Genomic DNA, 25,504 nt, shown 5'->3' on the forward strand with positions numbered 1-25,504 from the left:
CTCAGACCTCGATCGTTTTGGGACGTGCCCGTTCAAACCAGATCACCACCATCAGACGGGTGACGAAAATGGCCGTGAAGACGGATGTGATGATGCCAAAGCCCAGCGTGATCGCGAAACCACGCACCGGGCCGGAGCCCATCACGAAAAGGATTACTGCGGTGATCAGCGTGGTAATGTTGGCGTCGATGATAGCCGAGAGCGCTTTCTCATAGCCAAGCGAGATCGCGCGGGCTGGACCCTTGGCGGTTCGCAATTCCTCGCGGATACGTTCGAAAACCAACACGTTGGCATCCACGGCCATGCCGACGGTCAGAACAATACCCGCGATGCCCGGTAGGGTCAGGGTGGCCCCGACGAGGCTCAGTAGACCAAAGATCATAGCGACGTTGATGATCAAAGCGATGTTTGCGAAAATACCGAAGAGCCCGTAGCTGACAAACATGAAGAACAGAACCGCTACAAAGGCAACGACGGTCGCGACCTTGCCCGCGTCAATGCTGTCCTGCCCCAATTCGGGGCCGATTGTGCGCTCTTCGAGGAAGTCGAGACCGGCAGGCAGCGCACCCGCGCGCAACAAGATGGCTAAGTTGGTGGATTCCTCCACATCGAAATTGCCGGTAATGATACCCGAGCCGCCTGGTATGTGGCTTTGAATTGTGGGCGCGCTGATCACCTCATCGTCCAGCACGATGGCGAAGGGTGAACCGATGTTTTCTGCGGTGTAGTCACCGAATTTCCGCGCACCAGACGTGTTGAACCGGAACGTCACTGCGGGCCGTCCATTTTGGTCAAAGGACGGTTGCGCGTCGACCAGTTCTTCTCCAGTCACCACCGGGGCGGATTCCAAAGTGTAGAAGGCGCCGGGTTCATCAATGGACGGTACGATCTTGTTGCCGATGCCGGGGTTCGCGTTTTCATCGGTTCCACGGCTGACCACAGGGTTAAAGGTCAGTTGCGCGGTGGTACCGATGATTGCCTTCAGCTCCGCAGCAGAACCGATGCCGGGCACCTGGATCAGGATACGGTCCGACCCCTGACGCTGGATCGTGGGCTCGCGCGTGCCAACCTCATCGATCCGGCGGCGGATGATTTCCAGCGACTGCTGCATGGTGCGTTCGTTCGTGGCCTGCTTTTCGGGCTCGGACAGGGTGACGATAATAACGCCCGCATCGCCGCGCACATCAATGTCCGTTGCCCCCGCCCCGGTCAAAGTTGGCACTGGCCGCGCAAGACCGCGCACGATCTCCAAAGCTTCCGCCATCTTTTCGGGATCATTGAGACGCACCCTCAGTTCATCTTCGGGTGATTGCTGTCGGCGCACAGGCGTCAGGCTGCGAAGTGCATCACGGACTTCGGGCCATTGGGCCTCCATCCGGGTGGCGTAAACGTCCTGAACCCGCACCTCGGCCAGCAAGTGTGCGCCGCCGCGCAGGTCAAGGCCCAGGTTTACGAGGCCAGAGGGCAACCAATCCGGCCAAAGCGCACGCTGCGCCTCAAGTTCCGGCGTTGCACCCTGCAACTCGATCGCGTTGACCGCATCATTGTGCTGCTCAACCGGACCGTAGAACGCATTGGGCAGCGCCAGCCACAGGCCAACAGCACAGGTCAGCGCGATCATAATCCGTTTCCACAGATCAATCTGAAGCATATCTGCGCCCTCTTTTCGGCTTGGTCTGCGAGGTTATTTGGCGGGTTCAGTCTTGGAGACAACTGTTGCGATGGTGGATTGCACCACGCGCACTTTCACGCCGTCGGCGATCTCTACTTCAACTTCACCATCGTCCTTGACCTTGACGACCTTGCCGATCACGCCGCCCTGAGTGACCACCTGATCGCCACGGCGCAGTGCCGAAACCATCGCCTGATGTTCCTTGACCTTTTTCTGCTGCGGACGGATCAGCAGGAAGTACATGATCGCAAAGATCAGAATGAGGGGGATGAACTGTTCAATACCGGCCATCGTATGCGTCCTTTTCGGTGGGCTTTCGGGCGCTTCATGGCCCTGTCGCTGAGTTTGGCAGAACCTATGTGCGCCCGCCGGTGGGCGCAAGGTGGAAAGGGTCAAATCGGGCCGACAATCAAAGGCTGCGACAACTCTACCCCCTTGGCAAAGTTTGAGGCATAACCGCCCGCAAACGATTCATCAGTAAGGACCGGACCCATGCATGACATCCGCGCCATCCGCGAGAACCCCGAAGCCTTTGACGCTGCGCTTGCCCGGCGGGGGGATGCGCCGATGTCATCCGAAGTGTTGAAGCTGGACGAGGCGCGAAGGGCGAAGATCGCCGCTGCCGAGAACGCGCAGGCCGAACAGAACAAGGCCAGCAAGGAAGTGGGCGCGGCCAAGGCCAAGGGCGACGAAGCCGAGTTCGAGCGGTTGCGCGCGCTGGTGGGGCAAAAAAAGGAAGAGGTCGCAGCAATGCGGGCCGAAGCCAATGAACTTGATGCGCAGCTGACCGACATGCTTGCCCGTTTGCCAAACCGGCCTGCGGATGATGTGCCTGACGGTGCGGATGAGAACGACAACGTCGAAGTGAATCGCTGGGGCGACATCCCGACATTCGATTTCGAGCCGAAAGAGCATTACGAGATCGCGGGCGTGGCCGCATCGATGGATTTTGAGACGGCGGCGAAAATCTCCGGCAGCCGTTTCGTGCTGTTGTCGGGTGCCGTGGCACGCATTCACCGGGCGCTGGCGCAGTTAATGGTGGACACCCACGTGGACGAAAACGGACTGACCGAGGTGAACCCTCCGGTTCTAGTCAAGGACGAGGCCATGTACGGCACCGACAAACTGCCAAAGTTTGGTGAGGACAGCTATCGCACGGAAGAAGGCATGTGGCTGGTGCCAACCTCCGAGGTGCCTCTGACCTATATCATGGCCGATCACGTCGTCGATGCCGATTACCTGCCGCGCCGCTACACCGCACACACCCTTTGCTTCCGCTCAGAAGCGGGCAGCGCGGGGCGCGATACCGCAGGCATGCTGCGCCAACACCAGTTCGAGAAAGTCGAGATGGTGAGCGTCACCCACCCCGATAACAGCGATGCCGAACAAAAGCGCATGTTGCGCTGTGCCGAGGATATTCTCGAGCGGCTGGGCATCCCTTACCGGACGGTGATCCTGTGCACCGGCGATATGGGCTTTGGCGCCCGCCGGACCTTCGACATTGAGGCTTGGGTGCCGGGACAAAAAACATATCGCGAGATTTCAAGCGTCTCGACTACGGGCGACTTTCAGGCTCGGCGCATGAACGCGCGCTTCAAGCCAAAGGATGGCGGCAAGCCGCAGTTCGTGCACACGCTGAATGGCTCCGGTCTGGCCGTGGGGCGCTGCCTGATCGCGGTACTTGAGAACGGTCAGCAAGCGGACGGGTCAGTGAAGCTGCCTGAGGTCCTCGCCCCCTATCTTGGTGGCAAGACTGCCCTGACGGCAGACGGGACACTGGCGTAAGTCGTCAAATCTAAACAATTTCATTGGCACAGGACAATTGAAAGGCACGGCGATTGTGCTAGCGTGCTGACAGGAATGAACGGAAAGGGACCCGACATGCCTGCCTCTCGTACCATCGTTGCTGCCCTATGCTTGTTGCTGAGCCTGGCCTTCGCTGCTTCGCCATTTTTTGTCGAAGGTTTCGCGGGCTTTGACCCTAACCAATTCCCGGTCCCACAGAATAATCCGCCGGTTCAGCCTGCGGGATACGCATTTGCGATCTGGGGGGTGATCTACGGCTGGTTGATATTGGGACTGACTTGGGGTTTGTTCAAAGCCCCCAAGGACGGTCAATGGCATGACATGCGAAAACCGCTTTGCGCATCGCTCGCAGTTGGCGCGGCATGGCTTGCTGTCGCGGTTGCCAGCCCGATGTGGGCCAGCGTTCTGATCTGGATCATGCTGCTCAGCGCGCTTGCGGCACTTTTCGTGGCCCCCGTTTCGGATCAGCCGTGGGCAGCTTGGCCCGTTGGTCTTTATGCCGGGTGGCTGTCGGCGGCGTCCTGCGTGTCGCTGGGTCTGCTTGCGGCAGGGTATGGCTGGCTGGATGAAACGACCGCCGCGCTCGCCTTTGTCGGCCTCGCCATCGTGATCGGTGGGTTTGTGCAAGGTGCGCTGGGGCGCGCACCAACTTACGGGATCGCCGTGATCTGGGCGCTGGTGGCGGTTGTAGTCGCCAATTACGAGACCACGCCGATCGTCGCATATGTCGCCGGCGGCGGGGCGTTGGCGTTGATCTTTCCCACGCTCAAGGCATTTCGGGCCGTTTAATTCCCGTCTGGAAAATTTAAGGGGTCGGGACCTTTCGCAGATCTCGACCCTAAAATTAATCCTTGCGTCGGCCTTCGGTATGTTTGCGCAGCTTCGACGGTCCGGCTTTCTTGCGTCCCTTATAAGGGTTCGCATCGTTCTGCCCCCGCATCCACAGCCGGATCGGCGTTCCGGGCATGTCAAAGTCGATCCGCAGGTTGTTCACCAGATACCGGCTGTAGCTTTCGGGCACCTTGTCGGGATGGCTGCACATGACCACGAAGCCCGGCGGGCGCGTCTTGGCCTGTGTCATGTAGCGCAGCTTGATCCGCTTGCCTTGCGGTGCGGGCGGCGGGTGCGCCTCCATCATGCCAGAGAGCCAGCGATTAAGCTGGGCGGTGCTGACCCGACGGTTCCAAACCTCGTAGGCGCGCATGATCGCATCATGAAGGCGGTCAAGCCCCCTGCCCGTTTTCGCGGAAACCGTGATCAGGGGTGCGCCGCGCAGTTGGGGCAACAGACGCTCAAAACTTTCCTTGAGCGCTTTGAGCTTGGCCTGACGGTCTTCCTCTATGTCCCATTTGTTCACCGCGATGACAACGGCCCGTCCCTCGCGTTCCGCCAGGTCGGCAATCCGCAGATCCTGCTGTTCAAAGGGGATCTCAGCATCCAGCAGCACAACCACCACTTCGGCAAATTTCACTGCGCGCAGGCCATCAGAGACGCTCAGCTTTTCCAGCTTTTCCTGAACCTTCGCCTTTTTGCGCATGCCCGCAGTGTCGAAAATGCGCATCGGCACGCCATTCCAATCGATCCGCAGCGAGATCGCGTCACGGGTGATCCCGGCTTCGGGGCCGGTCAGCAACCGGTCTTCACCAAGGATCTGATTGATCAGCGTGGATTTGCCGGCGTTCGGGCGGCCTACAACCGCGACTTGCAATGGCTTTGTCTTGGTGGGCATCGGAATGGCGTCTGGATCTTCGGCCTCTTCCTCGCTCAGATCCACGTCTGTCTCTGGCGCGTCCTCTTCGGCGCGTTCCGCAAACTGATCGGCCAGTGGCAACAGCGCGGTATAAAGGTCATGCAACCCTTCGCCGTGTTCCGCCGACATGCTGATCGGCTCGCCCAACCCCAGCGAATAGGCCTCAAGCACGCCCGCTTCGCCTGCTTTTCCCTCAGCCTTGTTGGCGGCAAGGATCACATTGGCAGAGCGCTTGCGCAGGATATCGGCAAAGACCAGATCGGACGGAGTCACACCGACTCGCGCATCAATCATGAACAGGCAGATGTCGGCCATGTCCACAGCACGCTCCGTCAGGCGGCGCATGCGTCCCTGAAGGCTATCGTCCGTTATCTCTTCCAGACCGGCAGTGTCGATCACCGTAAAGCGCAGATCGGCCAGCTTGGCCGCACCCTCACGCAGATCGCGCGTCACCCCGGGCTGGTCATCGACCAATGCCAGACGTTTGCCTACAAGGCGGTTGAACAGCGTGGATTTGCCCACGTTCGGGCGGCCCACGATGGCGAGGGTAAAGGACATTTCAAGGCTCCAAAGCCCCAATTGGGGCAAAATCAAACATGGGCCTTAGACCATTTCTCGCTCAACGGAAAGCGAGCAATTGGCCCTTGCGTGAAACAACGTAAAGCGTGCTGCCTGCAACGACAGGGGCTGTGGTCGCCCCGCCGGGGATTTCGACAACACCCGCAAGCGTCCCGTCCGTGGGATCAAAGCTGCGCAAAACGCCGTCGCCAGATGCCACCCAAACGCGCCCGCCAGCGACGACCGGCCCATGATGGGTATAGACTTCGGATTGGCGCCGCGGCTTGTCTTTGACGAAGTTTGGCAATGGCACGCCCCAGATACGCGCGCCGTCCGAGGCATCAAGGCGGAGCACTTCATTCAGGTCACTGATGACAAAAACAGAACCGCCCGCGGGCCAGACTGGCCCTACGGCACCGTCGCGTGCAGTCCATATCCGCTTGCCGCTCCCCAGGCTGAGTGCGGCAAGGCGCCCGGACTGGTTACCGACGAAAACCCTGTCACCAGAGATCACCGGCGCGCTTGTGACATCAGATATTGAGGATAATGCCCGACCGGGCCGTTTCCCCACGACGGAGGCATTCCAGCGGTCCAGCCCCCCACGGCGGAACACAGCCTGCACTTCGCCAGCCCCATAAGCAAACAGAGCGAGTTCGTTTGTCACCGACGGGGCCGGCGCACCAAGCACATTGTTAACACTGGTGCTGCCACCGGTTTGCCATGCGACGCGACCACTGGCCTTTTCAACCGCCCAAGCGGTGTCATCCCCCGCAGTAAGATAGACAAGATCACCAAACACAGTCGGCGTTCCTGAACCAGAGGCGTCCAGGTCTTGCGTCCAGCGCACACCGCCCGTCGCCACGTCCACTGCTGCAAGGACGCCGTACCCGACAGAGACGTAAAGCGTGTCGCCTTCAACGGCCAATCCGCCGCCAGAGCCCTGTCCCTGCCTGTCACTTGCCGGGGTCAGATCGCGGGTCCAAAGGGTCTGTCCAGAAGTCGAGGTCGCCACGACCTGCGCACCTGCATCGAGCGTGAAAACCCGGCCATCGGACACAACAGGATCGGCAGTAATTCTGTAGCGACGACTGTCACCGTCGCCGATGTCAGCCGACCAAGCCAGCTGGGGAGCGTTCCGCAGGGCAGGATGGGTAACGCGGTAGGTGGGCGTTCCGATCGCATGGGTCCAATTGGCGTTATTGGTTGCAACACCCAAGGATATCGGACGGCTTGTATTCTCGGGCGTGACTTCGCCTTCAATTGGGGCGGCAAGTTCGGGTGTTTGCAGAACCGACCTTATGTCTTCACGTGGTCCGGGCAGATACACCTGACGTTCGTTACATGCACTGAGCAATAAAGCAGCTGACAAAAGCCCGACCCCCCACGCCTTTGTCCCGAAATACGCTGGATGGTTCATGGCCCTGCTCACTTCTTTTTATCGCTCTCGTTGCCCGCCGGGGCATGGATCAATTATCTTGGGCCGCTGCGCTTCCACCACCCAGACCAACCACGTCAGACAGTTCCGGCTCGCCACCCAGTGCCACAATCACCTGAAGGGCGCGTTGTTGCAAGTCTGCGCTGACTTCCGCATCCGACAGGATCGCCTGATAGCGGTTGATGGCAGCGTCGGTGTCACTGGTTTCGATGTCGATCAGCGCGAGTTGTTCGCTGGCCAGCAGACGAAAGGCATTGCCCGGCTGCGCCATGGCCTCAAGCGCCTGACGGCGGTCTGCGACAGGCGCATCAGCCCCCTGCAGGGTAATTGCCTTGAACTGTGCCAACTGCCGGTAGACCGGCGGTACATCACCATCAACAGCCACTGCGCTCAGTGTTGCCACAGCCATGTCAGTATCACCGGCATTGGCCTGTTCAGCGGCAGTCATCATGCGAAGTACGGCAGCTGCGGTCGGCTTTGCAGGCTCAATACTACCAAGTGCTTCGGCTCGTTCTGCGCTTGTATTCACAGCCAAGGCAGCAAGCATCGCATCGCCCAGCGCCTCGGCCTGCGCGCGCGCCTGTGCCCTGCGGTATTCGGAATAGGCCGCCCCACCAACAATCAGCAGGATCGCCAGCACGGCAATCCAGCCATAGCGGCGCAGATAGCCATAAAGCCGGTCGCGGCGGACCTCTTCATTGACCTCTTCGATAAAGCTGTCTGTGTTGCTCATCTGATCTGCCTCTGGCGGTACGGTTTTGACCCTCTTACCCCGCAGAACGGGGCAAGCCAAGACCCCGTTCCATCAGGTCTTTGCCCGAGAATTGGGCAGCAAAGCCACCTCTATTAAAAAACATGCCATCTAAACTAGTCAGTTCAGTTATCATGCACTACATAAAGCGCAACCAACCGGGCAGGTGTCCCGGCATTTCCGGCGCGAGGTATCGCAATGCGTATTTTCTCCATTCTGGCCGCACTGGCGGTAACCCTTTTGCTGGCGATGTCGATCCTCGCGCGTCCGCAGCTTGTGGCATTGCTCGGCGGTGACGAAACACGGACAGAGCAAGAGACCACCGAACAGGTGTCCGAGACACCTTCCGTTGTGGAACAAGACCCGGACACATTGGTCAAGGTACAGGTGCGCAAGCTGACCGGACAGCAGGTTGACAGTGCGGTCATCCTGCGCGGCGAAACGGAAGCCGCGCGTCAGGTGGACGTAAAGTCCGAGACATCTGCCGTGATCGTGTCCGATCCGTTGCGCAAGGGCGCGCACGTTGAGGAAGGTGACGCACTCTGCGTGCTCGACCCCGGCACTCGGCAGGCCGCATTGGACGAGGCGCGCGCACGGTTGTCAGAAGCTGAATCGCGCGTACCGGAGGGGGAGGCACGGCTGGCAGAAGCCAAAGCCCGTCTGGATGAGGCAGAAATCAATCAAAACGCAGCGGCCCGATTGAGTGAAGATGGTTTTGCCTCTCAGACAAGGCTTGCCGCGACGGATGCCGCGGTGGCCGCCGCCAAGGCGGGTGTAAGCTCCGCCACATCAGGTTTGCGCGCGGCACGTTCCGGCATTGAAGCGGCCACCGCCGCCGTTGCTGCCGCGGAAACGGAAATTGCACGTCTGACGATCTCAGCGCCCTTCAGCGGACTGCTGGAAAGCGACACTGCGGAATTGGGCAGTCTTTTGCAGCCGGGCGCATTGTGCGCCACAATCATTCAACTTGATCCGATCAAACTGGTGGGATTTGTACCCGAGACCGAGGTGAACCGGGTCATGCTTGGCGCGCAGGCAGGTGCACGGCTGGCAGCTGGCGGCGAGCAGGTCATCGGCAACGTGACGTTCCTTTCACGCTCTGCCGATCCTCAGACGCGAACGTTCCGCGTCGAGATTGAAGTGCCTAACGATGATCTGCGCATCCGCGACGGTCAGACCGCCGAAATCGCGATTTCCTCGGCAGGTGTCAAAGCCCATCTCGTCCCGCAGTCCGCGCTGACGTTGAACGATGACGGCACATTGGGCGTGCGGTTAGTCGATGAAAATGCGGTCGTATCATTTGCCCCCGTCGAAATCATGCGCGACACCAGCCGGGGCATCTGGGTCACCGGTTTGCCAGAGGTCGCGGACGTGATCGTTGTCGGACAAGAATACGTCACGGCAGGTGTCAGAGTGGCCCCCACCTGGGTGGAGGTCACGCAATGACCGGCGTCGTCGATTGGGCCGCAGGCCGTGCACGCATGGTGCTGGCCTTTATCCTGCTCAGCCTCGTGGTCGGCGGCTATTCTTATTCCACCCTGCCAAAAGAGGGTGAGCCGGACATTGAAATTCCGGCATTGTTCGTCTCTGTTCAATTCCCCGGCATTTCTGCCGCTGACAGTGAGACGCTCCTCGTCAAGCCGATGGAAACAGAGCTTGCCGATCTGGACGGCTTGAAACAGATGACCGGCACGGCGGCGGAAAACTACGCCGGCGTAGTGCTGGAGTTCGAATTCGGCTGGGACAAAAGCCGTGTGATGGCCGATGTACGCGACGCGATGTCAACGGCCGAGGCGCAGTTCCCTGACGGCTATGAGAAATACTCCATCAACGAATTCAACTTTTCCGAATTTCCGATCATCATCGTGAACCTGACCGGCCCGGTCCCTGAACGCACGATGGCCCGCGTGGCGCGAGACTTGCAGGATGAGCTGGAGGCACTCGATTCCGTGCTGGAGGCAGGCCTTGCGGGAGACCGTGACGAGATGCTGGAGGTGCTGATCGATCCGCTTCGTCTGGAGGCCTATAATGTCACCGCAGGCGAGTTGATCAATGTTGTGCAGAACAACAACCAGTTGATTGCAGCCGGTGAAATCGAGAGCGCTCAAGGCACTTTTGCCGTCAAGATACCGTCGTCTTTCAATGAGCCGCGCGATGTCTACTCCCTACCCGTCAAGACCAACGGCGACCGCGTGGTGACGTTGGGCGATCTGGCCCAAATCAACCTTACTTTTGAGGATCGTCAGGGTACGGCGCGTTTTAACGGGGAAAAGACGCTGGCGCTGCAAGTGGTCAAGCGTAAGGGTTTCAACCTGATCGACACGTCCAGTCAGGTCAAAGAGATCGTTGAGGCGCGGGCCGCAAGCTGGCCCGATGGCCTGCAAGCCGCTGTCACAGTCGGTACCTCAAACGACCAGAGCCGCGTGGTGAATTCCATGGTCCAGCAGCTCTTGGGCTCAGTCTTTACCGCGATTGCACTGGTGATGATTGTCGTGCTGGCGGCCCTTGGCATCCGGGCGGCCCTGCTGGTTGGTTTTGCGATTCCAACATCGTTCCTGCTCTGCTTTGCCTTCCTCGCGCTTATGGGCATTTCGATCTCCAACATCGTGATGTTCGGTTTGATCCTTGCCGTGGGTATGCTGGTGGACGGGGCGATCGTGGTGGTCGAATACGCGGATGCGCGCCAGCAACAGGGCGAAGGGCCGATGCAGGCCTATGTCCATGCCGCCAAGCGGATGTTCTGGCCCATTATCTCATCTACAGCCACGACGCTTTGCGCCTTTTTGCCAATGCTGTTCTGGCCCGGTGTGCCGGGCGAGTTCATGGGAATGCTGCCGGTCACATTGATATTCGTGCTCTCAGCCTCACTTGTTGTGGCCCTGATTTACCTGCCTGTCATGGGCGGCGTGACCGGACGGCTTGAGCGTTGGATGGCCGATAACATGGAGGCCATTGCAGGTCTGCGGTGGTATCTGCACCTGCTGTTTTTCCCATTGGCGCTGGCGATGATTATCGTACCGATGTCGTTGATGCAGCCTCTCTTTGGCGTTATCTCAGCCCAGTTTGCCGCGATGGACGGGCTGAACCTGCTGGGGTCCGTCATCCCGACCTTCGTCACTGTCTTCCTTTGTATCGTAGCGCTTTGCGCGTTGCTGTCTGTGGGCCTGTCGGGGGCGATGATGGGATTGCTGGCGTTCTTTGGCGTCTTCACCCGCGCAGGTCGCGGCGGGCGCTGGATTACCTCCAAGCTTTTCCGCAAAACGCCAGACCGAATTGATGCGGGCTACCGCCGCAGCACCTTTGGCCGTGTAATCGCCTTTATCGTCGGCAACCCGGTGATGCCGCTGGTCATGGCGGGGATCGTCTTTGTCTTTGTGGGCACAGTGATGATCTTCTTTGGCAACAACTCCAAAGGCGTGGAATTCTTTGTCGAATCCGAGCCGGAGCAGGCCATCGTCTACGTCTTGGCACGCGGCAACCTGTCCCTTGAGGAAAAGGATCACTTGCTGGAGCGCGCCGAACAGATTGTACTGCAGCATCCCGGCGTGCAGACCGCTTTCGCCTTTGCAGGTGAAGGGGGGCTCGACAGCAATACAGGCGGCGCGCAGGCGCCCAAGGACAGAATCGGCCAAATCCAGCTTGAAACAATCCCGTGGGAAGATCGCCCGAACAAGGTGACCCCGCTCTTTACGGTCCCTTTCATCGGTTACACTGTGACCCGTGCAACGCAGGATCCCGCTTTTGATGGCGACGTGATCCTTGCGGAACTGACTGAGCGACTCTCAAACATACCGGGCATTCGCATCGAAATTCTGGCGCAGGCCCGTGGACCTGCATCTGGTAAACCAGTGCATCTGCGTCTCAAGTCTGACAATTTCACCGACCTTCTGGCTGCTACGGCGCTGACTCGCCAGCAGTTCGAGGCAACGCCGGGCCTTACCCTGATTGAAGACACGCGCCCCCTGCCCGGTATTGACTGGCAGATCGACGTTGATGTTGAGAAGGCGGGCCGCTACGGCGCAGACGTGTTGACCGTGGGCGCGATGGTGCAGCTGGTCACACGCGGCTTGCTGCTGGACACTATGCGCGTGGACAGTTCGGATGAGGAAATTGAAATTCGTGTCAGGTTGCCCGAAGAGGACCGCGTTCTGAGCACGCTTGATACTTTGAAAGTCCGCACCGCTGACGGCCTGATCCCGCTGAGCAACTTCATCTCCCGCACACCGGTGCCAAAACTGGCCGAGATCAACCGCATTGATCAAAAACGGTACCTTGACGTCAAAGCCGATGTTGCACCCGGACTGATGAAGGTCGTGCGTACCGCTCGGATAGGTGGTGCAGATGTCTCCACCACCCTCGCCACGCTAAGGCCTGCGGGAAATGATGCCGATGTACGTGCGCCTGACGGCACCGCCTACAAGATCACTCAGCAAACGGATGAGGGTGCTGATGTCGACATCGCCGGGGGTGTGAAATCAGGTGCGCTTCGGCTCATCCCGATCAATGCGAACGAACGCATTGCCGAAATCACCAAATGGCTGGACGATACCCCCCTGCCCTTGGGCGTCAGCACGGAATGGACCGGAGATCAGGAAGATCAGGCAGAAAGCCAAGCCTTCCTCAGTTCCGCTTTCACAGCAGCGCTGGGTTTGATGTTCATCATCTTGCTGGCGCAGTTCAACTCTTTCTACAATGCCATTCTGGTGCTTTTGGCCGTGGTCTTGTCTACCACCGGGGTTCTGATCGGCATGCTGGTCATGGATCAGACGTTCTCGATCATCATGACCGGGACAGGCATCGTCGCCTTGGCCGGAATTGTTGTGAACAACAATATCATCCTGATCGACACCTATCAGGAATATGAAAGGTACATGCCAAGGATCGAAGCCATAATCCGCACCGCACAGGCGCGTATCCGGCCGGTTTTGCTGACTACAATCACCACAATGGCTGGTCTGGCACCGATGATGTTCGGCCTCAGCCTCAACTTTGCGGACGGCGGCTACACCATCGACAGCCCCACAGCGCTGTGGTGGAAGCAGTTGGCGACGGCGGTTGTTTTTGGTCTGGGCATTGCAACGGTGCTGACATTGCTGGTGACACCTTCGATGCTGGCGATCCGTGTTTGGGCGACAACTTATGTACACTGGGTAGCGCGGCTTTTGGCCAAGATGTCACTGGGACGGGCCAGCAGAGCGGCGCGGGACTGGGCGTTGCAGCGCGACGCGCGGCGCCTGAAGGCGGACGAAATCATTTGGGATCCGGATGCGGCGCCCATCGCACCGATGGCAGCACCACGTCTTTCAGCGGCGGAATAGCACCGATCAAGCAGATGTGAGAGCGCGTGTTCTCACATCTAGGCCGCTTCGCGGTAGTCTTGAGGGAGATTGCCAAAGGAGACTGCCCGATGATCCGTCAAACCCTTGCTGCCGTGACCTTGAGCACGGTACTGTCGCTGCCCGTCTACGCCAACGAGATGATCGATAAGGTCAGCCCCCATACCGTTGAGGTTACGATGGACCGGCTATCCGATGCTGTTGAGGGGGCAGGTGCCACTGTCTTTGCCCGCGTGGATCACGCGGCAGGCGCAGCGAAAGTAGACATGGAACTGCGACCGACGCAGCTATTGATTTTTGGCAATCCGAAGCTTGGAACCCCCGCGATGCTAGATGGGCAGACTGCAGGCCTTGATCTGCCGTTGCGGGTGCTCGCCTATGCGGATGCAGACGGGATCGTGCATGTGACATATCACGCGCCTGCCAGCCTGGCCGAAACGCACGGGCTGCCCACGGATGCGAAGTATATTCAAATGATGACAGGTGCTTTGGACAAGCTGACAACAAAGGCAATTTCAGACGATTAATAAGCTGACGCTCGGTGCGTAGCGACGGCTGCTACTGACTATAGCCCCTTTTCGCGGCTTTCCGGATCAAGCGCTTCCCACCACGCGGCGTAAATCGTGTTCTTGGGATGTTTGCCACCCTCGTCGGGGCTGTCCCCGTCCCACCAGACCGGGCCACGTTCTCCCAGCCGCCGCTTGGCGGCATCGACCTTTGCCCGTGCCTCTTTTGTCTCGGCCTCGTATCGGGCGTTTCTGACGGCAAGGCGCGCCTGCATCAGGGCCTTGACCGCTGCACGACGTTCGCTGTCCTCAAGAGAGGGATCGGTACAGCGCCAGAGCCGGCCTTTCGAGACAAAGAAATGTCCATCTGGTGTGCGAGGGTAATCCTTGCCCCTGCCACCGCTCACGTCGCGTCTTCGGCCTGCTGGCGATGCCAAAGCTGGGCATAGCGACCGTCCTTGGCCAAAAGGGCCTCGTGCCGCCCCTGCTCCACGATCTCGCCTTTCTCCAGCACAACGATGCGATCCGCATCGGCAATGGTGCTGAGGCGGTGCGCGATGGTCAGAACCGTGCGGCCCTCGCCTGCGCGCATCAACGCATCCTGAATGTCGCTCTCGGTTTCGCTATCAAGCGCCGAGGTGGCTTCGTCCAACAGCAGGATCGGCGGGTTCTTGAGCAGCGTTCGGGCTATGCCCACGCGCTGCTTTTCACCGCCCGACAACTTGAGACCACGCTCGCCCACGGTCGTGTTGTAACCATCCGGCAAGCTTTTGATAAAATCATGGATTTGCGCATCTTTGGCCGCCGCCTCAATCTCGGACTGCGTTGCACCGTCTTTGCCGTAGGCGATGTTGTAACCTATGGTATCGTTAAACAAGACAGTATCCTGCGGCACCACACCAATGGCCTGATGTAGGCTCAGTTGCGTGACATCGCGCACGTCCTGCCCATCGATTTTCAGCGCGCCGCTGTCTACATCATAGAACCGGAACAGCAGCCGCCCGATGGTGGATTTGCCCGACCCTGTAGAGCCGACGATGGCCACGGTTTCCCCTGGCTTGGCTTCAAGCGAGATGCCCTTGAGGATCATCCGTTCGGGATCATAGCCAAAATGCACGTTCTCAAGCGTCACTTGACCACCGCTTACCTTCAGATCCGGCGCATCAGGCTTGTCCGTAATCTCGGCCGGTTGTTCCAGCAGACCAAACATCTGCCCCATGTCCACCAGCGCCTGCCGGATTTCGCGATAGACCGTACCAAGAAAGTTCAAAGGCACCGTGATCTGTACCATGTACGCGTTGACCATGACAAAATCGCCAACCGTCAACGTGCCATTCTGCACCCCGATGGCTGCCATCACCATAACCCCGACAAGACCCGCGGTGATGATCAGGGACTGACCAAAATTCAGAAAAGCAAGCGACAGGCTGGTCTTGATCGCAGCGTCCTCGTAGCCCGCCATCGCGCTGTCATACCTGTCCGCCTCTCGCGCCTCGGCTCCGAAGTATTTGACGGTTTCGTAGTTCAGCAGGCTGTCGATCGCCTTTTGATTGGCGTCGGTATCCGCCTCATTCATCTGGCGGCGCTGACGCACGCGCCATTCTGTGATCGAGAACGTAAACCAGACATAAAGCCCAATGGTGACAGCCACCACCAAGAGATAGGACCAGTCAAAGAGGATCGTCAGGATGGCCCCGATCATCAGCAGTTCAAGGATCAGCGGGCCAATGTTGAAGAGCAAAAAGCGCAGCAGAAATTCCACGCCTTTCACACCGCGTTCGATAATTCGGCTTAAACCGCCTGTCTTGCGCGTGATGTGATACCGCATCGACAGCCTGTGGATATGCTCAAATGTCTCTAGCGCCAGCATGCGCAAAGCGCGCTGACCCACGCGCGCAAAGATCGCGTCACGCAGCTGTTGGAAACCAACTGTCATAAGGCGCGCCATGCCGTAGGCGATGGTCAGGCCAATGGCACCAAGAGCGACCATGGGCACACCCTCGCCCGCCAGCGCGTCCACCGCGTCCCGATAGAAGAGCGGCGTTGCAACTGAGATGAGCTTTGAGACAAAAAGCGCAATCATCGCCAGCAAGACCCGGCGTCTGACCCAAGGCATGTTCGCTGGCCACAGGTAGGGGGCAACCTTGCGCAGCACAAAGAAACCCGACTGGCGTTCTTCTTCTGCCATGGCCGCTGCCGTGTTGCGTTGGCTAGCGGCTGCCTCGGAAGCTGTTGAAGGCGATTGTGTTGTATCGGCGGCCATGGATAATCCCGTCTGTTTGACTGCTACATAGTCCCACGACCGGGGGGTTGCCAGCCAAGCAGCGGAATAAGATCATTCCAGAGGAGAAGCTTAGTCCGGGAGATCGAAAATCTGACCGGGGTAGATCAGGTCAGGATCGCGAATGGACTGACGGTTGGCTTCAAATATCCGCACGTAAAGCTGTCCGTCCCCATATCGGTCCCGTGCAATCGCCCAAAGGGTCGCCCCCTTTTGCACCGTGATCGCCTTGATTGGCCCGTCCTGCAGCGCTGCCGCTGCCGCCAGCGTTTCGGGGGCTTCCCGCTTGAAAGGTGTTTCAACCCGGCTTGTGACCTGTCCGTCTGCTGCAACTTCGTCAATGCGCAGGGTATAGATGCCCTCATCCACCTCTGGCAGATCTCCACGCCAGCGGCCCTGATCGTCCACAGGAAGGCTAATGACCGAGTTGTTATCAAGATAAACGCGGACAGTGGTGGCCTTGGTCTGTGCGCGGCCCGCGAGTTGCACCGCGCCGGCGTCAGAATAGCTGATGGTGTCGATGGCCACGTTGTCCATCACCTCAGGGGACGGTGTGTTGAGCAGTTCGACACCTTCTGCTGTCGATTTGAGAATGGCGACTGTTTCTGCTTTTTGCGCTTGTTCCGGTGCCGGTGCTGCAACCTGAGCTGACGGCTCCGCCTCCACGGGGGCGTCGACGCTTTGGGCTGGTACCGCCGACGGGGTTTGCGGCTGTGACGGCTCAGCATTATCTTCCGGTGCCAGGGCGGACACCTGTTGATCTGCCTCGGGCTGGGACGGTGCCGGCGTTTCAGTCGCCTTCGGCTCTGCGGCCACCACCGTTTCGTCTTGTTCTTCTGTCTTGTCGGTCTCCGCCAGTGGGGCGACAGGGTCTGGTTCTACGGACTGCGCCGCGACCTGCTGCGTTGCCGTTTCGGGTTCAGGCTCCGGTGATGCCTGCGCCACAACGACCGGTGCCGTCATAGGGGCAAGAATAATCTCGTCCTCTGACGCCAGTTCCTGCCCTTCGAAAGTTTGCATCAAGGTCAGCACATGCCCCTGCCCGTCCGGCGGGATCAGTGCGATGGTTGCAAACTTGCCTGACCGGTCTGCCGTGACACGCGCGACAACGCTGCCATTTTGCAAAATCTGCACATCCGCACCCGGTGCGCCCTGCCCGGCAATCACGGTCACACCATCCGCCTCCCGGCGTACTTCATCGAAGGCAGGCAATGGCACAGAAGCCGCCTCAGACTGCTCAGCGCGCTGAGGATCGGTCTCTGTCAGCGTTTGTGTGGTCTCAGCGTCTGGAGAACCTTCGTCGGATTGCGCATCCGTCGTCTGGGGTGCTTCCGGCGGCTCGGCCAGTTTGGCTGCATTGTCCTCGTCCAAGGCAAGCGCAGGCGCTTGCGCATCTGTGACAGACTGCGGTGATGGGGCGACAATGGCGACCTCCTCGGAGATGTCCTGAGCTTTGCGTTGCGATTGGACCCAAAGTCCCGCTGCGATCAGCGCCGCAGCGACAACTGCCGCCGCAAAGGCACCTGATCCGCCGCTTAGCCCTGCCAAGAAATTCCGCATGTCCCATCATCCCATAAGGTTGAGCCTTATTAGCAAGCAGGCTAACAGGGGTCAAAACAGGTCCATCCCAGTACAACTGGAAATGCAAGAAAAAGGCGCGCCAATGCTACGGAAATCTGTCTGTGTCTATTGTGGGTCACGCCCGGGCCGCGATCCGGCGTATGCGGAGGACGCAGCTGCGCTTGGCACGGGGATTGCAAATGCCGGGCTTCGGCTGGTTTATGGCGCGGGCGATGTTGGCCTGATGGGCTCAGTTGCGCGGGCGGCACAGGATGCCGGAGGAGAGACCTTTGGCGTGATCCCGCAGCATCTGGTGGATTGGGAAGTCGGAAAGACTGATCTGACTGCCTATGTGATCACTGAGACGATGCACGAACGCAAGAAAGTCATGTTCATGAACTGCGACGCCGTAGTGGTCCTGCCAGGAGGCGCCGGTTCACTGGATGAACTGTTCGAAGTGCTGACCTGGCGCCAGCTTGGGCTGCATGAAAAGCCAGTTTTCCTGATCAATTCGGTCGGATACTGGGAACCGTTGATGTCCTTGCTCAACCATGTGGTCGATAGCGGCTTTGCTGATGCGACGATCCTGTCCTACCTGACGGTTGTGCCAGATGCGCAAGCTGCGCTTTCGGCTTTGCGCGACCGTCTTGGCTAACCTCGCATTCAACCACATCAACCAGCAAAAACATAAACCCCCGACAACGTAAAGCCGCGGGGGTTTGGTATTTGCAAACCATCACCTGTTCAGCAACGGCGGATCAGCATTCGCACTTACATGCGGGAGGCGACGTTTTCCCAGTTCACGAGATTGTCGAGGAAGTTTGCCAGATAGTCAGGGCGCGCATTGCGGAAGTCGATGTAATAGGAATGCTCCCACACGTCACAGCCCAGCAGCGCTGTCTGGCCAAAGCAGACGGGGTTCACGCCGTTCTCGGTCTTGGTGACCTTCAGGCTGCCATCGGTGTCTTTGACCAGCCATGCCCAGCCAGAACCGAACTGACCGGCACCCGCTGCCTTGAAGTCGTCTTTCATCTTGTCGACGGAGCCAAAGCTTTCGGTGATCGCCTTCTCCAGCTCGCCGGGCATCTTGCTTTCGCCGGGGCCCATCATTTCCCAGAACTGGTTGTGGTTCCACAGTTGGCTGATGTTGTTGAAAATGCCGTTCTGTGCAACGGCCTTGGGGTCATAGGTACCCTTGATGATCTCTTCGAGGGACTTGCCCTCCCACTCGGTGCCCTCGATCGCCTTGTTCCCGTTCACGACATAGGCGTTGTGGTGCTTGTCGTGGTGAAACTCCAGCGTCTCGGCGCTCATGCCTTTGGATGCAAGCGCGTCATGGGCATAGGGAAGATCGGGAAGTGAAAAAGCCATTGTTGGGCCTCCTTGATGATTGGTGTTTCCTTGCATCAAATGGAGCGCAGATTGCCCTGCCGTCAAGGTCAAGCTGCCCGAATTGGACTGTCTTCCTCGCTATTCGGTGCGCTTTCGGCAGGTTCCGACGCTCCGCAGGCCGGAATCGAAGGTTCTCGGACCAGCGGTCAGCTCGATCCGGCCTGTCGATTTGGCGATAGATGCGCGGTAGTCAAAGTTGGCAAAGCTACGGCCTGTATCGGCGCGCACGTCCTTTAGCGTCCATTTCACGATAAACCGCGCATCATTGTCGCGCAAAATTCTACCAAGGACCGGATCTTCGGCAAACGTGAGCGTCAGGGCGTCCACCACGGTCACGCTTCCGTCGCCCGGCAGCACGATGGCGATCTTGGGTGAGACCCAACCCAGCCCCTGATCAGGGTCATCCATATCACATTCATACAGAAAGCCAGATGCCTCTGTGGCCTGAGCCCAAACAAAACACAGTGACACTGCGAAGGCAGCGCAGCGCAAAGTTCCAGAGATGATGTTCGCGATTTGAGCCATTGTTGGAACCCTACCTACAGGAGCAGGCCAGTGCGGCAAACACGAAACGCCCAAGATGGCTTAGAAGTGATCAACCTCTGAGCCTGGCTGCGCCGCAACACACAGCACTTCAAACACGTACTGCGCCACCGAGCGGAAGCAGATGATGTGCACGGTGGTATCATCCGTCATCCAGAAAGCAGCGGGAACCTGTGCCAGCCGCGTGCGGCGGAACATGCCCGGCGTGAACTGATCGGGATGCATGTCCACTGGCGCGAGTTTCGCCAGAACTTCACGCACCCCTTCGCCCTTGACCTGAAACACCGCCCGCGCGTCCGATACGTTGACCGCCAGCGCATGATGCTTGGCCAGCTTCTCTTGCAGATCAGCCAAACGGTCATGGACTTCTGCGTAGGGGCACATCACCAGCAGCTCATCAGGCGACATCCAGGCGATGCCATGTTCGCCTTGGGTGTTGCACATGCGCTGTTCCGGCATCGTTACGCCGCTTGCGGCCACTGCAGACTTGGTGATCGCTTTTTCTGACAGTCGGCCGCGCAGCGTGATCATGCCAATCGGACCGATTTCGGTGACGGAGGCGAAGCCTGCGGTGTTGGTCCCACCTTTCAGGGCGGTAACGGGCTCAGACATTCTGCTTCTCCCCTTCCTTATCGCAAAAGACCGGATCAACGATTTTGGCCTCATAGGTCTTGCCGTCCGTACCGGGGAAGCTCAGCACTTCACCCATGCGGTCGGGGCCGTGCAAGACCAGCCCCATGGCAATCCCCTTGCCAAGAGTTGGCGAATGGTAGGTCGAGGTGACCCGCCCGATCATATTCTTCTGACCGTTCTCGTTCGTCCCCTCGCCCACGGCGTAGGCGCCATCAGGCAGGGTTGAGCCGTCGACGGTTTCCAACCCTACCAATTTCCAGCGGTTCGGATCGGTCATATGGCTGCGTTCCTGCGCGCGCTTGCCAAGGTAGTCGTCTTTCTTTTTGGAAATGGCCCAGTTCAGCCCAAGGTCCTGCGGGATCACGGTCCCATCGGTTTCGTCGCCGATCATGATAAAGCCTTTCTCGGCCCGCATGATGTGAAGACATTCGGTGCCATAGGGCATCACACCCAGATCAGCACCAACTGCCAGCAACGCGTCCCAGAACGCCTGTCCGTGGCTGGCATCGACTGCGACCTCATAGCTCAGCTCACCGGAGAACGAAATGCGATAGACACGCACCTTGAAACCGCCCAGCTCTCCATCCGCCCAATCCATGAAACCCAGCGCCTCTTTCGACACGTCCATACCGCCAAGCCGTTCAAGCGCGGTACGTGCGTTCGGGCCAACGACGGCAACCTGCGCGTACTGCTCTGTCACATTGGCCACGTAGACGTTCCAGTCCCACCATTCCGTTTGCAGCCATTCTTCCATGTGGGCGTGAATACGCTCCGCCCCGCCGGTGGTGGTATGGCAAAGCCAAGTGTCTTCATCGATCCGTGCAACAACGCCGTCGTCGATCAAGAAACCGTTTTCCGAACACATCAACCCGTAGCGGCATTTTCCGACCTTCAGCGTCGACATCACATTGGTGTACATCATGTCCAGAAACTTGCCCGCGTCCGGCCCTTTGACGATGATCTTGCCAAGGGTGGACGCATCCAGAAGGCCAAGCTTTTCGCGGGTATTCTTCACTTCGCGCATCACGGCATCATGCGTGCTTTCCAGTCCCCGCTTGAAGGCATACGGCCTGCGCCACTGCCCAACAGGTTCGAAGATGGCTCCGTTTGCTTCATGCCAGTCGTGAATCGGCGTGCGGCGGATGGGCTGGAACACGTGATCCTTTGCCTCTCCTGCGATCGAAGCGAGCGAGATCGGGTGGTACGGCGGTCGAAAGGTGGTTGTACCCACGGTGGGAATATCCGCATCCAACGCTCCGGCGAGGGTTGCCAGACCGTTGATGTTGCTCAGCTTGCCCTGATCCGTCGCCATGCCAAGTGTGGTGTAGCGCTTGGCGTGCTCGACCGATACAAAGCCCTCTTGCGCCGCCAGACGGACGTCAGACACCTTCACGTCATTCTGATAATCCAGCCAGGTTTTCTCTCGCAGCTTGGCGCTGGCGCCATGCGGCATCAGCCAGACGGGCGCCAGCGGGGATTCCTCGCGGCGATCCGCAATCGGAGAACTCACATTCTTGGCAAGCCTCATACCAAGGCTGGTGATGACCCCCTCAGCTGCTGAGTGTGCGTCGTGCAACACGTCATCCAGCGCGAACATCCCCGATGCAGCCCCGGCGGGGGTGACAAAACCCATGCCATCAGCGCCTTTCGGCGGATTGTCCACATCCGGCAAAAAACACGCATGACTGGTATCCCAGCGTAATTTGCCGCCGCAGTGGGACCACAAATGCACCACCGGTGACCAGCCACCAGACATGGCGACCGCATCACATGCCACCTCTTCCAGCACGGCACCTTCACCGGCCTGAGAGCAGATCTGAACACCGGTCACCCGCTTACCACCTTTGACCGACGCAATGCCGTGACCCATCAGCACACGAATGCCCAGCGCCTTGGCCTGCGCGACCAGCCCTCGATCATCTGGCAGCACCCGCGCATCAAGGATGACAGGCACGTCGAGGCCTGCATGCTTAAGCGAAATTGCCGTAAGGTAAGCGTTGTCATTGTTTGTCACAACGACGGTCCGGTCGCCGACTGAAACGCCGTAGTTCACCACATAGTCGCGCACAGCAGAGGCCAGCATCACGCCCGGAATGTCGTTTCCGGCAAAGCTGAGCGGGCGTTCAATGGCCCCTGTCGCAGTGATGATCTGCGCCGCACGGATGCGCCACAGGCGGTGCCGTGGACCGCCAGCTTTAGGCGCATGATCCGTCAGGCGTTCGTAGCCCAGCGCATAGCCGTGGTCATAGACACCAGCGCCCATCGTTCGGTTACGCAACTGGACGTTGTCCATTGATTTCAATGCGGCAAGGGTTTCGTCCACGAACTTATCCACAGGCCCGCCATCAATGGTCCCGCCGTCGACAGGCGCGCGTCCGCCCCAGTGATCGGTCTGTTCCAGCAGGATCACCCGCGCGCCTGATTTGCCCGCAGTCAGCGCCGCCTGCAGACCGGCGACACCACCGCCCACGACCAAGACATCGCAAAACGCATAGAAATGCTCGTATGTGTCCTCATCCCGTGATTTGGGCGCTTTACCCAGACCAGCCGACTGGCGGATGAAAGGTTCGTAGACATGTTTCCACGCGGCACGGGGATACATGAACATCTTGTAATAGAAACCGGCAGGCAGAAAGCGGCTTAGATGCTTGTTGATCGCACCGATGTCGAATTCAAGACTGGGCCAGTGGTTCTGGCTTTCCGCTTCAAGTCCATCGAACAGCTCTGTTGTGGTAACGCGTTGGTTCGGCTCAAACTGTCCCTCTTTGCCAAGGTTCACCAGACCGTTGGGTTCCTCCGCGCCCGAAGCGACGACGCCGCGCGGACGGTGGTATTTGAATGAACGCCCCACAAGCATCTGGTCATTGGCCAGCAACGCCGAGGCAAGCGTATCCCCCGCATACCCGCGCATTTTCTTACCGTTGAACGAGAACGACAGCGGTTTTCTGGTGTCGATCAGGCGACCTTTGGTGGCAAGACGTGTGCTCATGTGGTGGCCTCCAAACCGTCCCAATCGGGGCGGCGGTCCTTGATGATATCGATGATGTCCTGGGGCGGCTCTGTGGTCTGGGCCGAATAACTGCCAAAGACTTCAAGCGTCATGGTGCAGCGCGCCACATGGAACCACTTGCCACAGCCGTTCTGGTGCCGCCAGCGTTCAAAATGCACACCCTTGGGGTTGCGGCGCATGAACAGATAGCTTTCGAACTGATCATCCGTGGAACCGGGACCAAAGCGCGTCAGATGCGCCTCGCCGTGAGCATGAAATTCGGTTTCTTCGGCAGTAACGCCGCAATTGGGGCAGTGGATGGTCAGCATGGGATGGCTCCAGGCTTGAAAAAACGGGGGCGTGAGCCCATCTCATTGATATCATGTGGTTTATGTATGCTTTGGGTGCACTGGCCCTCGGTGCCGCTGTGCTGGCGCTCTATGAGTGGCGCAAGCGACGGTCCATCGTGACGAATGACAGCCCGGACCCGACGCGCGACTGCGTGCGAGCGGCTTATACCGACGCGGAAAAACTGCGCGCCGAAAGCTCGATCGCACAGCCCCCGCATGGTGGCAGTATCTTCTGAATTTGATGTGGTGCGCGCAAGCCGCGCGCTGTGCAGGCGGAGGCTGTTGCCAGCCCGCCGCCCGTAGAAGCCGAGCCTAGTCCGTCGCTGTTGCGGTCGGTGCAACGCCGTCGGGCGCCGATCCGTTGCCCAGCATGGCAATGCCGAGAACGAAGACTGCAAGAACCAAAAGCGCGATAACAATTCCGCGCCGTGATCCTCCGTTGTGAATGGTCTGCTGTGCCATTTCGCATCCTTTCCTTTGGATGCAAGAAGCATGGCCGGAGGATAGTTCAAATCAAGAGATTTGTCGCCAGACACGCTTTTTGAGCCAAGACTGGCCGATAGATTCACTACGCAGCGCAGCATCAGTGCGCCACTCCAGCTGCGACAGACTCATCAATGAACCGGCCTTCGGTGAAGCGTTCCAGCCCAAAAGCATCCGTCAGCGGCGAACGGCCCTTGGCCATCAACTCGGCCATGGCCCAGCCTGATCCGGGGATCGCCTTGAAGCCACCTGTTCCCCAGCCACAGTTGATGAAAATACCTTCGACAGGCGTCTTTGACAGGATCGGCGACCGGTCCCCCGTCACATCCACGATACCGCCCCATTGGCGCAGCATCTTGAGGCGGCTCAGCATCGGGAAGGTTTCAATCAGTGCGCGCACGGTTTCTTCGATATGGTGAAACGACCCGCGCTGGGTGTAATTGTTATAGCCATCGGTGCCGCCGCCGATCACCATCTCGCCCTTGTCGGATTGCGACAGATAGCCGTGCACCGTGTTGGCCATCACCACGATGTCCATGCAGGGTTTGATCGGTTCGGACACAAGCGCCTGAAGGGCGACAGATTCAATCGGCAAACGGAAACCAGCCATATCTGCCAGATGCCCGGAGTGACCGGCCACGACCATACCAAGCTTGTCACAAGCGATGTCGCCGCGATTGGTGCTTACACCCGTGACCTTGCCGTTTTCCTGCCGGATGCCTGTAACTTCGCATTTCTGGATCACGTCCATGCCCATGTCTGAGCACGCCCGCGCATAGCCCCAGGCGACCGCGTCGTGCCGCGCCGTACCGCCGCGCGCCTGCCACAGGCCGCCCAGCACCGGATAACGCGGGCCGTCTATGTTCATGATCGGGCACAGTTCCTTTACCCGCGCCGCGTCTATCCACTCGGTCGTGACCCCCTGAAGAGCGTTTGCATGCGCCGTGCGCTTGTACCCGCGCACCTCGTGTTCGGTTTGGGCCAGCATGATCACGCCGCGTGGGCTGAACATGACGTTGTAGTTGAGGTCTTGCGACATCGTCTCATACAGCGAGCGGGATTTCTCGTAGATGGCCGCCGAAGGATCCTGAAGGTAATTCGAGCGGATAATCGTCGTGTTCCGACCGGTATTGCCCCCACCCAGCCAGCCTTTCTCAAGGATCGCCACATTGGTGATGCCGAAATTCTTGCCGAGGTAATACGCAGTGGCCAGCCCGTGGCCCCCTGCCCCGATAATGATGACGTCGTATTTCGACTTGGGCTGTGCATCGCGCCACGCCCGATCCCAGCCGGTGTGATTACGCATGGCCTCGCGGGCCACTGCAAAGACGGAATACTTCTTCATGTCACGCTTCCTTGGAACAGGCGGATTGGCCCCGGATTCGGGACCCTCTTGGCTAGTGCCCCCGTTCTGGCGGATGCTTGGGAAAAAAGGATACTGGCCACGGCATTTGTTATC

Annotated in this window: 22 protein-coding genes; 7 read left to right on the plus strand and 15 right to left on the minus strand. The window is 59.1% G+C overall.

What is annotated here, in order from left to right; translation table 11 throughout:
• Position 1: 1 nt before the first annotated feature.
• Both secD and yajC read right to left on the minus strand, forming a co-directional pair.
• A complete protein-coding gene (gene secD, locus GV827_RS18245) occupies positions 2–1,651 on the minus strand; it encodes a protein translocase subunit SecD (RefSeq protein WP_164355252.1) in 1,650 nt (549 codons plus the stop codon).
• A gap of 33 nt (positions 1,652–1,684) precedes the next feature.
• Positions 1,685–1,963, minus strand: coding sequence for a preprotein translocase subunit YajC (gene yajC / locus GV827_RS18250; RefSeq protein ID WP_164355253.1), 279 nt, complete (start codon positions 1,961–1,963; stop codon positions 1,685–1,687).
• A 201-nt stretch (positions 1,964–2,164) separates the two neighbouring features.
• Here yajC and serS point away from each other — a divergent pair, with 201 nt between their 5' ends.
• Positions 2,165–3,457, plus strand: a complete 1,293-nt coding sequence (gene serS, locus GV827_RS18255) for a serine--tRNA ligase (protein WP_164355254.1) — start codon at positions 2,165–2,167, stop codon at positions 3,455–3,457.
• Between the two features lie 75 nt (positions 3,458–3,532).
• Positions 3,533–4,267: a tryptophan-rich sensory protein gene (locus GV827_RS18260; protein ID WP_235930434.1), complete on the plus strand. Its 735-nt coding sequence runs from the start codon at positions 3,533–3,535 to the stop codon at positions 4,265–4,267.
• A gap of 55 nt (positions 4,268–4,322) precedes the next feature.
• Here GV827_RS18260 and der read toward each other — a convergent pair whose 3' ends face one another.
• The 3 genes from der to GV827_RS18275 form a co-directional block, all read right to left on the minus strand.
• Positions 4,323–5,786, minus strand: a complete 1,464-nt coding sequence (gene der, locus GV827_RS18265) for a ribosome biogenesis GTPase Der (protein ID WP_164355256.1) — start codon at positions 5,784–5,786, stop codon at positions 4,323–4,325.
• 61 nt (positions 5,787–5,847) lie between these two features.
• On the minus strand, positions 5,848–7,203 hold the full coding sequence (locus tag GV827_RS18270) for a PQQ-like beta-propeller repeat protein (protein WP_164355257.1): 1,356 nt from the start codon (positions 7,201–7,203) through the stop codon (positions 5,848–5,850).
• A 49-nt stretch (positions 7,204–7,252) separates the two neighbouring features.
• A complete protein-coding gene (locus GV827_RS18275; RefSeq protein ID WP_164355258.1) occupies positions 7,253–7,954 on the minus strand; it encodes a hypothetical protein in 702 nt (233 codons plus the stop codon).
• Positions 7,955–8,170: 216 nt separating this feature from the next.
• Between GV827_RS18275 and GV827_RS18280 the strand changes: the two genes are divergently transcribed.
• From GV827_RS18280 to GV827_RS18290, 3 genes are all read left to right on the plus strand, one after another.
• A complete protein-coding gene (locus GV827_RS18280; protein WP_164355259.1) occupies positions 8,171–9,418 on the plus strand; it encodes an efflux RND transporter periplasmic adaptor subunit in 1,248 nt (415 codons plus the stop codon).
• Positions 9,415–13,290, plus strand: a complete 3,876-nt coding sequence (locus GV827_RS18285; protein ID WP_164355260.1) for an efflux RND transporter permease subunit — start codon at positions 9,415–9,417, stop codon at positions 13,288–13,290. Before GV827_RS18280 ends, GV827_RS18285 begins: the two co-directional genes overlap by 4 nt.
• An 89-nt stretch (positions 13,291–13,379) precedes the next feature.
• Entirely contained in the window at positions 13,380–13,835 is a 456-nt protein-coding gene (locus GV827_RS18290) for a DUF302 domain-containing protein (RefSeq protein WP_164355261.1), read from the plus strand.
• A 38-nt stretch (positions 13,836–13,873) separates the two neighbouring features.
• Here GV827_RS18290 and GV827_RS18295 read toward each other — a convergent pair whose 3' ends face one another.
• The 3 genes from GV827_RS18295 to GV827_RS23675 all read right to left on the minus strand — a co-directional run bounded on the left by GV827_RS18295 (position 13,874) and on the right by GV827_RS23675 (position 17,655).
• On the minus strand, positions 13,874–14,221 hold the full coding sequence (locus GV827_RS18295) for a hypothetical protein (RefSeq protein WP_164355262.1): 348 nt from the start codon (positions 14,219–14,221) through the stop codon (positions 13,874–13,876).
• Entirely contained in the window at positions 14,218–16,077 is a 1,860-nt protein-coding gene (locus GV827_RS18300) for an ABCB family ABC transporter ATP-binding protein/permease (protein ID WP_164355263.1), read from the minus strand. The genes GV827_RS18295 and GV827_RS18300 overlap by 4 nt, the downstream gene beginning before the upstream one ends.
• A 90-nt stretch (positions 16,078–16,167) precedes the next feature.
• Positions 16,168–17,655, minus strand: a complete 1,488-nt coding sequence (locus GV827_RS23675; RefSeq protein ID WP_235930435.1) for a LysM peptidoglycan-binding domain-containing protein — start codon at positions 17,653–17,655, stop codon at positions 16,168–16,170.
• Positions 17,656–17,758: 103 nt separating this feature from the next.
• Here GV827_RS23675 and GV827_RS18310 point away from each other — a divergent pair, with 103 nt between their 5' ends.
• Positions 17,759–18,310, plus strand: a complete 552-nt coding sequence (locus GV827_RS18310) for an LOG family protein (protein ID WP_164355264.1) — start codon at positions 17,759–17,761, stop codon at positions 18,308–18,310.
• A gap of 116 nt (positions 18,311–18,426) precedes the next feature.
• Here GV827_RS18310 and GV827_RS18315 read toward each other — a convergent pair whose 3' ends face one another.
• The 5 genes from GV827_RS18315 to GV827_RS18335 form a co-directional block, all read right to left on the minus strand.
• Positions 18,427–19,026 (minus strand): superoxide dismutase, encoded by a 600-nt coding sequence (locus tag GV827_RS18315; RefSeq protein WP_164355265.1) that lies wholly within the window; start codon positions 19,024–19,026, stop codon positions 18,427–18,429.
• A gap of 99 nt (positions 19,027–19,125) precedes the next feature.
• Entirely contained in the window at positions 19,126–19,455 is a 330-nt protein-coding gene (locus GV827_RS18320; RefSeq protein ID WP_164355266.1) for a hypothetical protein, read from the minus strand.
• Positions 19,456–19,632: 177 nt separating this feature from the next.
• Entirely contained in the window at positions 19,633–20,202 is a 570-nt protein-coding gene (locus GV827_RS18325) for a sarcosine oxidase subunit gamma (protein WP_164355267.1), read from the minus strand.
• Positions 20,195–23,212, minus strand: coding sequence for a sarcosine oxidase subunit alpha family protein (locus tag GV827_RS18330; protein ID WP_164355268.1), 3,018 nt, complete (start codon positions 23,210–23,212; stop codon positions 20,195–20,197). Before GV827_RS18330 ends, GV827_RS18325 begins: the two co-directional genes overlap by 8 nt.
• Complete coding sequence (locus GV827_RS18335; protein ID WP_164355269.1) at positions 23,209–23,541, minus strand: sarcosine oxidase subunit delta; 333 nt, start codon at positions 23,539–23,541, stop codon at positions 23,209–23,211. The genes GV827_RS18330 and GV827_RS18335 overlap by 4 nt, the downstream gene beginning before the upstream one ends.
• A gap of 53 nt (positions 23,542–23,594) precedes the next feature.
• Here GV827_RS18335 and GV827_RS18340 point away from each other — a divergent pair, with 53 nt between their 5' ends.
• Positions 23,595–23,798 (plus strand): hypothetical protein, encoded by a 204-nt coding sequence (locus GV827_RS18340; protein WP_164355270.1) that lies wholly within the window; start codon positions 23,595–23,597, stop codon positions 23,796–23,798.
• A gap of 76 nt (positions 23,799–23,874) precedes the next feature.
• On the opposite strand, the gene GV827_RS18345 is transcribed toward GV827_RS18340, so the two are convergent.
• Together GV827_RS18345 and GV827_RS18350 are read right to left on the minus strand one after the other, a co-directional pair.
• Entirely contained in the window at positions 23,875–24,024 is a 150-nt protein-coding gene (locus GV827_RS18345) for a hypothetical protein (protein WP_164355271.1), read from the minus strand.
• A gap of 121 nt (positions 24,025–24,145) precedes the next feature.
• Positions 24,146–25,390, minus strand: a complete 1,245-nt coding sequence (locus tag GV827_RS18350) for a sarcosine oxidase subunit beta family protein (protein ID WP_164355272.1) — start codon at positions 25,388–25,390, stop codon at positions 24,146–24,148.
• Positions 25,391–25,504: the final 114 nt, after the last annotated feature.

The sequence above is a fragment of the Sulfitobacter sediminilitoris genome, from assembly GCF_010667575.1.
Lineage (GTDB): Bacteria > Pseudomonadota > Alphaproteobacteria > Rhodobacterales > Rhodobacteraceae > Sulfitobacter > Sulfitobacter sediminilitoris.

Bases quoted from the DNA above. Each gene is read 5' to 3' on its own strand.
- secD (WP_164355252.1), bottom strand. From the start codon at position 1,651: ATGCTTCAGATTGATCTGTGGAAACGGATTATGATCGCGCTGACCTGT.
- der (WP_164355256.1), bottom strand. From the start codon at position 5,786: ATGTCCTTTACCCTCGCCATCGTGGGCCGCCCGAACGTGGGCAAATCC.
- GV827_RS18315 (WP_164355265.1), bottom strand. From the start codon at position 19,026: ATGGCTTTTTCACTTCCCGATCTTCCCTATGCCCATGACGCGCTTGCA.
- GV827_RS18310 (WP_164355264.1), top strand. From the start codon at position 17,759: ATGCTACGGAAATCTGTCTGTGTCTATTGTGGGTCACGCCCGGGCCGC.
- GV827_RS18350 (WP_164355272.1), bottom strand. From the start codon at position 25,390: ATGAAGAAGTATTCCGTCTTTGCAGTGGCCCGCGAGGCCATGCGTAAT.
- GV827_RS18335 (WP_164355269.1), bottom strand. From the start codon at position 23,541: ATGCTGACCATCCACTGCCCCAATTGCGGCGTTACTGCCGAAGAAACC.
- GV827_RS18270 (WP_164355257.1), bottom strand. From the start codon at position 7,203: ATGAACCATCCAGCGTATTTCGGGACAAAGGCGTGGGGGGTCGGGCTT.
- GV827_RS18260 (WP_235930434.1), top strand. From the start codon at position 3,533: ATGAACGGAAAGGGACCCGACATGCCTGCCTCTCGTACCATCGTTGCT.
- GV827_RS18330 (WP_164355268.1), bottom strand. From the start codon at position 23,212: ATGAGCACACGTCTTGCCACCAAAGGTCGCCTGATCGACACCAGAAAA.
- GV827_RS18300 (WP_164355263.1), bottom strand. From the start codon at position 16,077: ATGGCCGCCGATACAACACAATCGCCTTCAACAGCTTCCGAGGCAGCC.
- GV827_RS18340 (WP_164355270.1), top strand. From the start codon at position 23,595: ATGTGGTTTATGTATGCTTTGGGTGCACTGGCCCTCGGTGCCGCTGTG.
- GV827_RS18280 (WP_164355259.1), top strand. From the start codon at position 8,171: ATGCGTATTTTCTCCATTCTGGCCGCACTGGCGGTAACCCTTTTGCTG.
- yajC (WP_164355253.1), bottom strand. From the start codon at position 1,963: ATGGCCGGTATTGAACAGTTCATCCCCCTCATTCTGATCTTTGCGATC.
- GV827_RS18320 (WP_164355266.1), bottom strand. From the start codon at position 19,455: ATGGATGACCCTGATCAGGGGCTGGGTTGGGTCTCACCCAAGATCGCC.
- GV827_RS18345 (WP_164355271.1), bottom strand. From the start codon at position 24,024: ATGGCACAGCAGACCATTCACAACGGAGGATCACGGCGCGGAATTGTT.
- GV827_RS18325 (WP_164355267.1), bottom strand. From the start codon at position 20,202: ATGTCTGAGCCCGTTACCGCCCTGAAAGGTGGGACCAACACCGCAGGC.
- serS (WP_164355254.1), top strand. From the start codon at position 2,165: ATGCATGACATCCGCGCCATCCGCGAGAACCCCGAAGCCTTTGACGCT.
- GV827_RS18285 (WP_164355260.1), top strand. From the start codon at position 9,415: ATGACCGGCGTCGTCGATTGGGCCGCAGGCCGTGCACGCATGGTGCTG.
- GV827_RS23675 (WP_235930435.1), bottom strand. From the start codon at position 17,655: ATGCGGAATTTCTTGGCAGGGCTAAGCGGCGGATCAGGTGCCTTTGCG.
- GV827_RS18275 (WP_164355258.1), bottom strand. From the start codon at position 7,954: ATGAGCAACACAGACAGCTTTATCGAAGAGGTCAATGAAGAGGTCCGC.
- GV827_RS18290 (WP_164355261.1), top strand. From the start codon at position 13,380: ATGATCCGTCAAACCCTTGCTGCCGTGACCTTGAGCACGGTACTGTCG.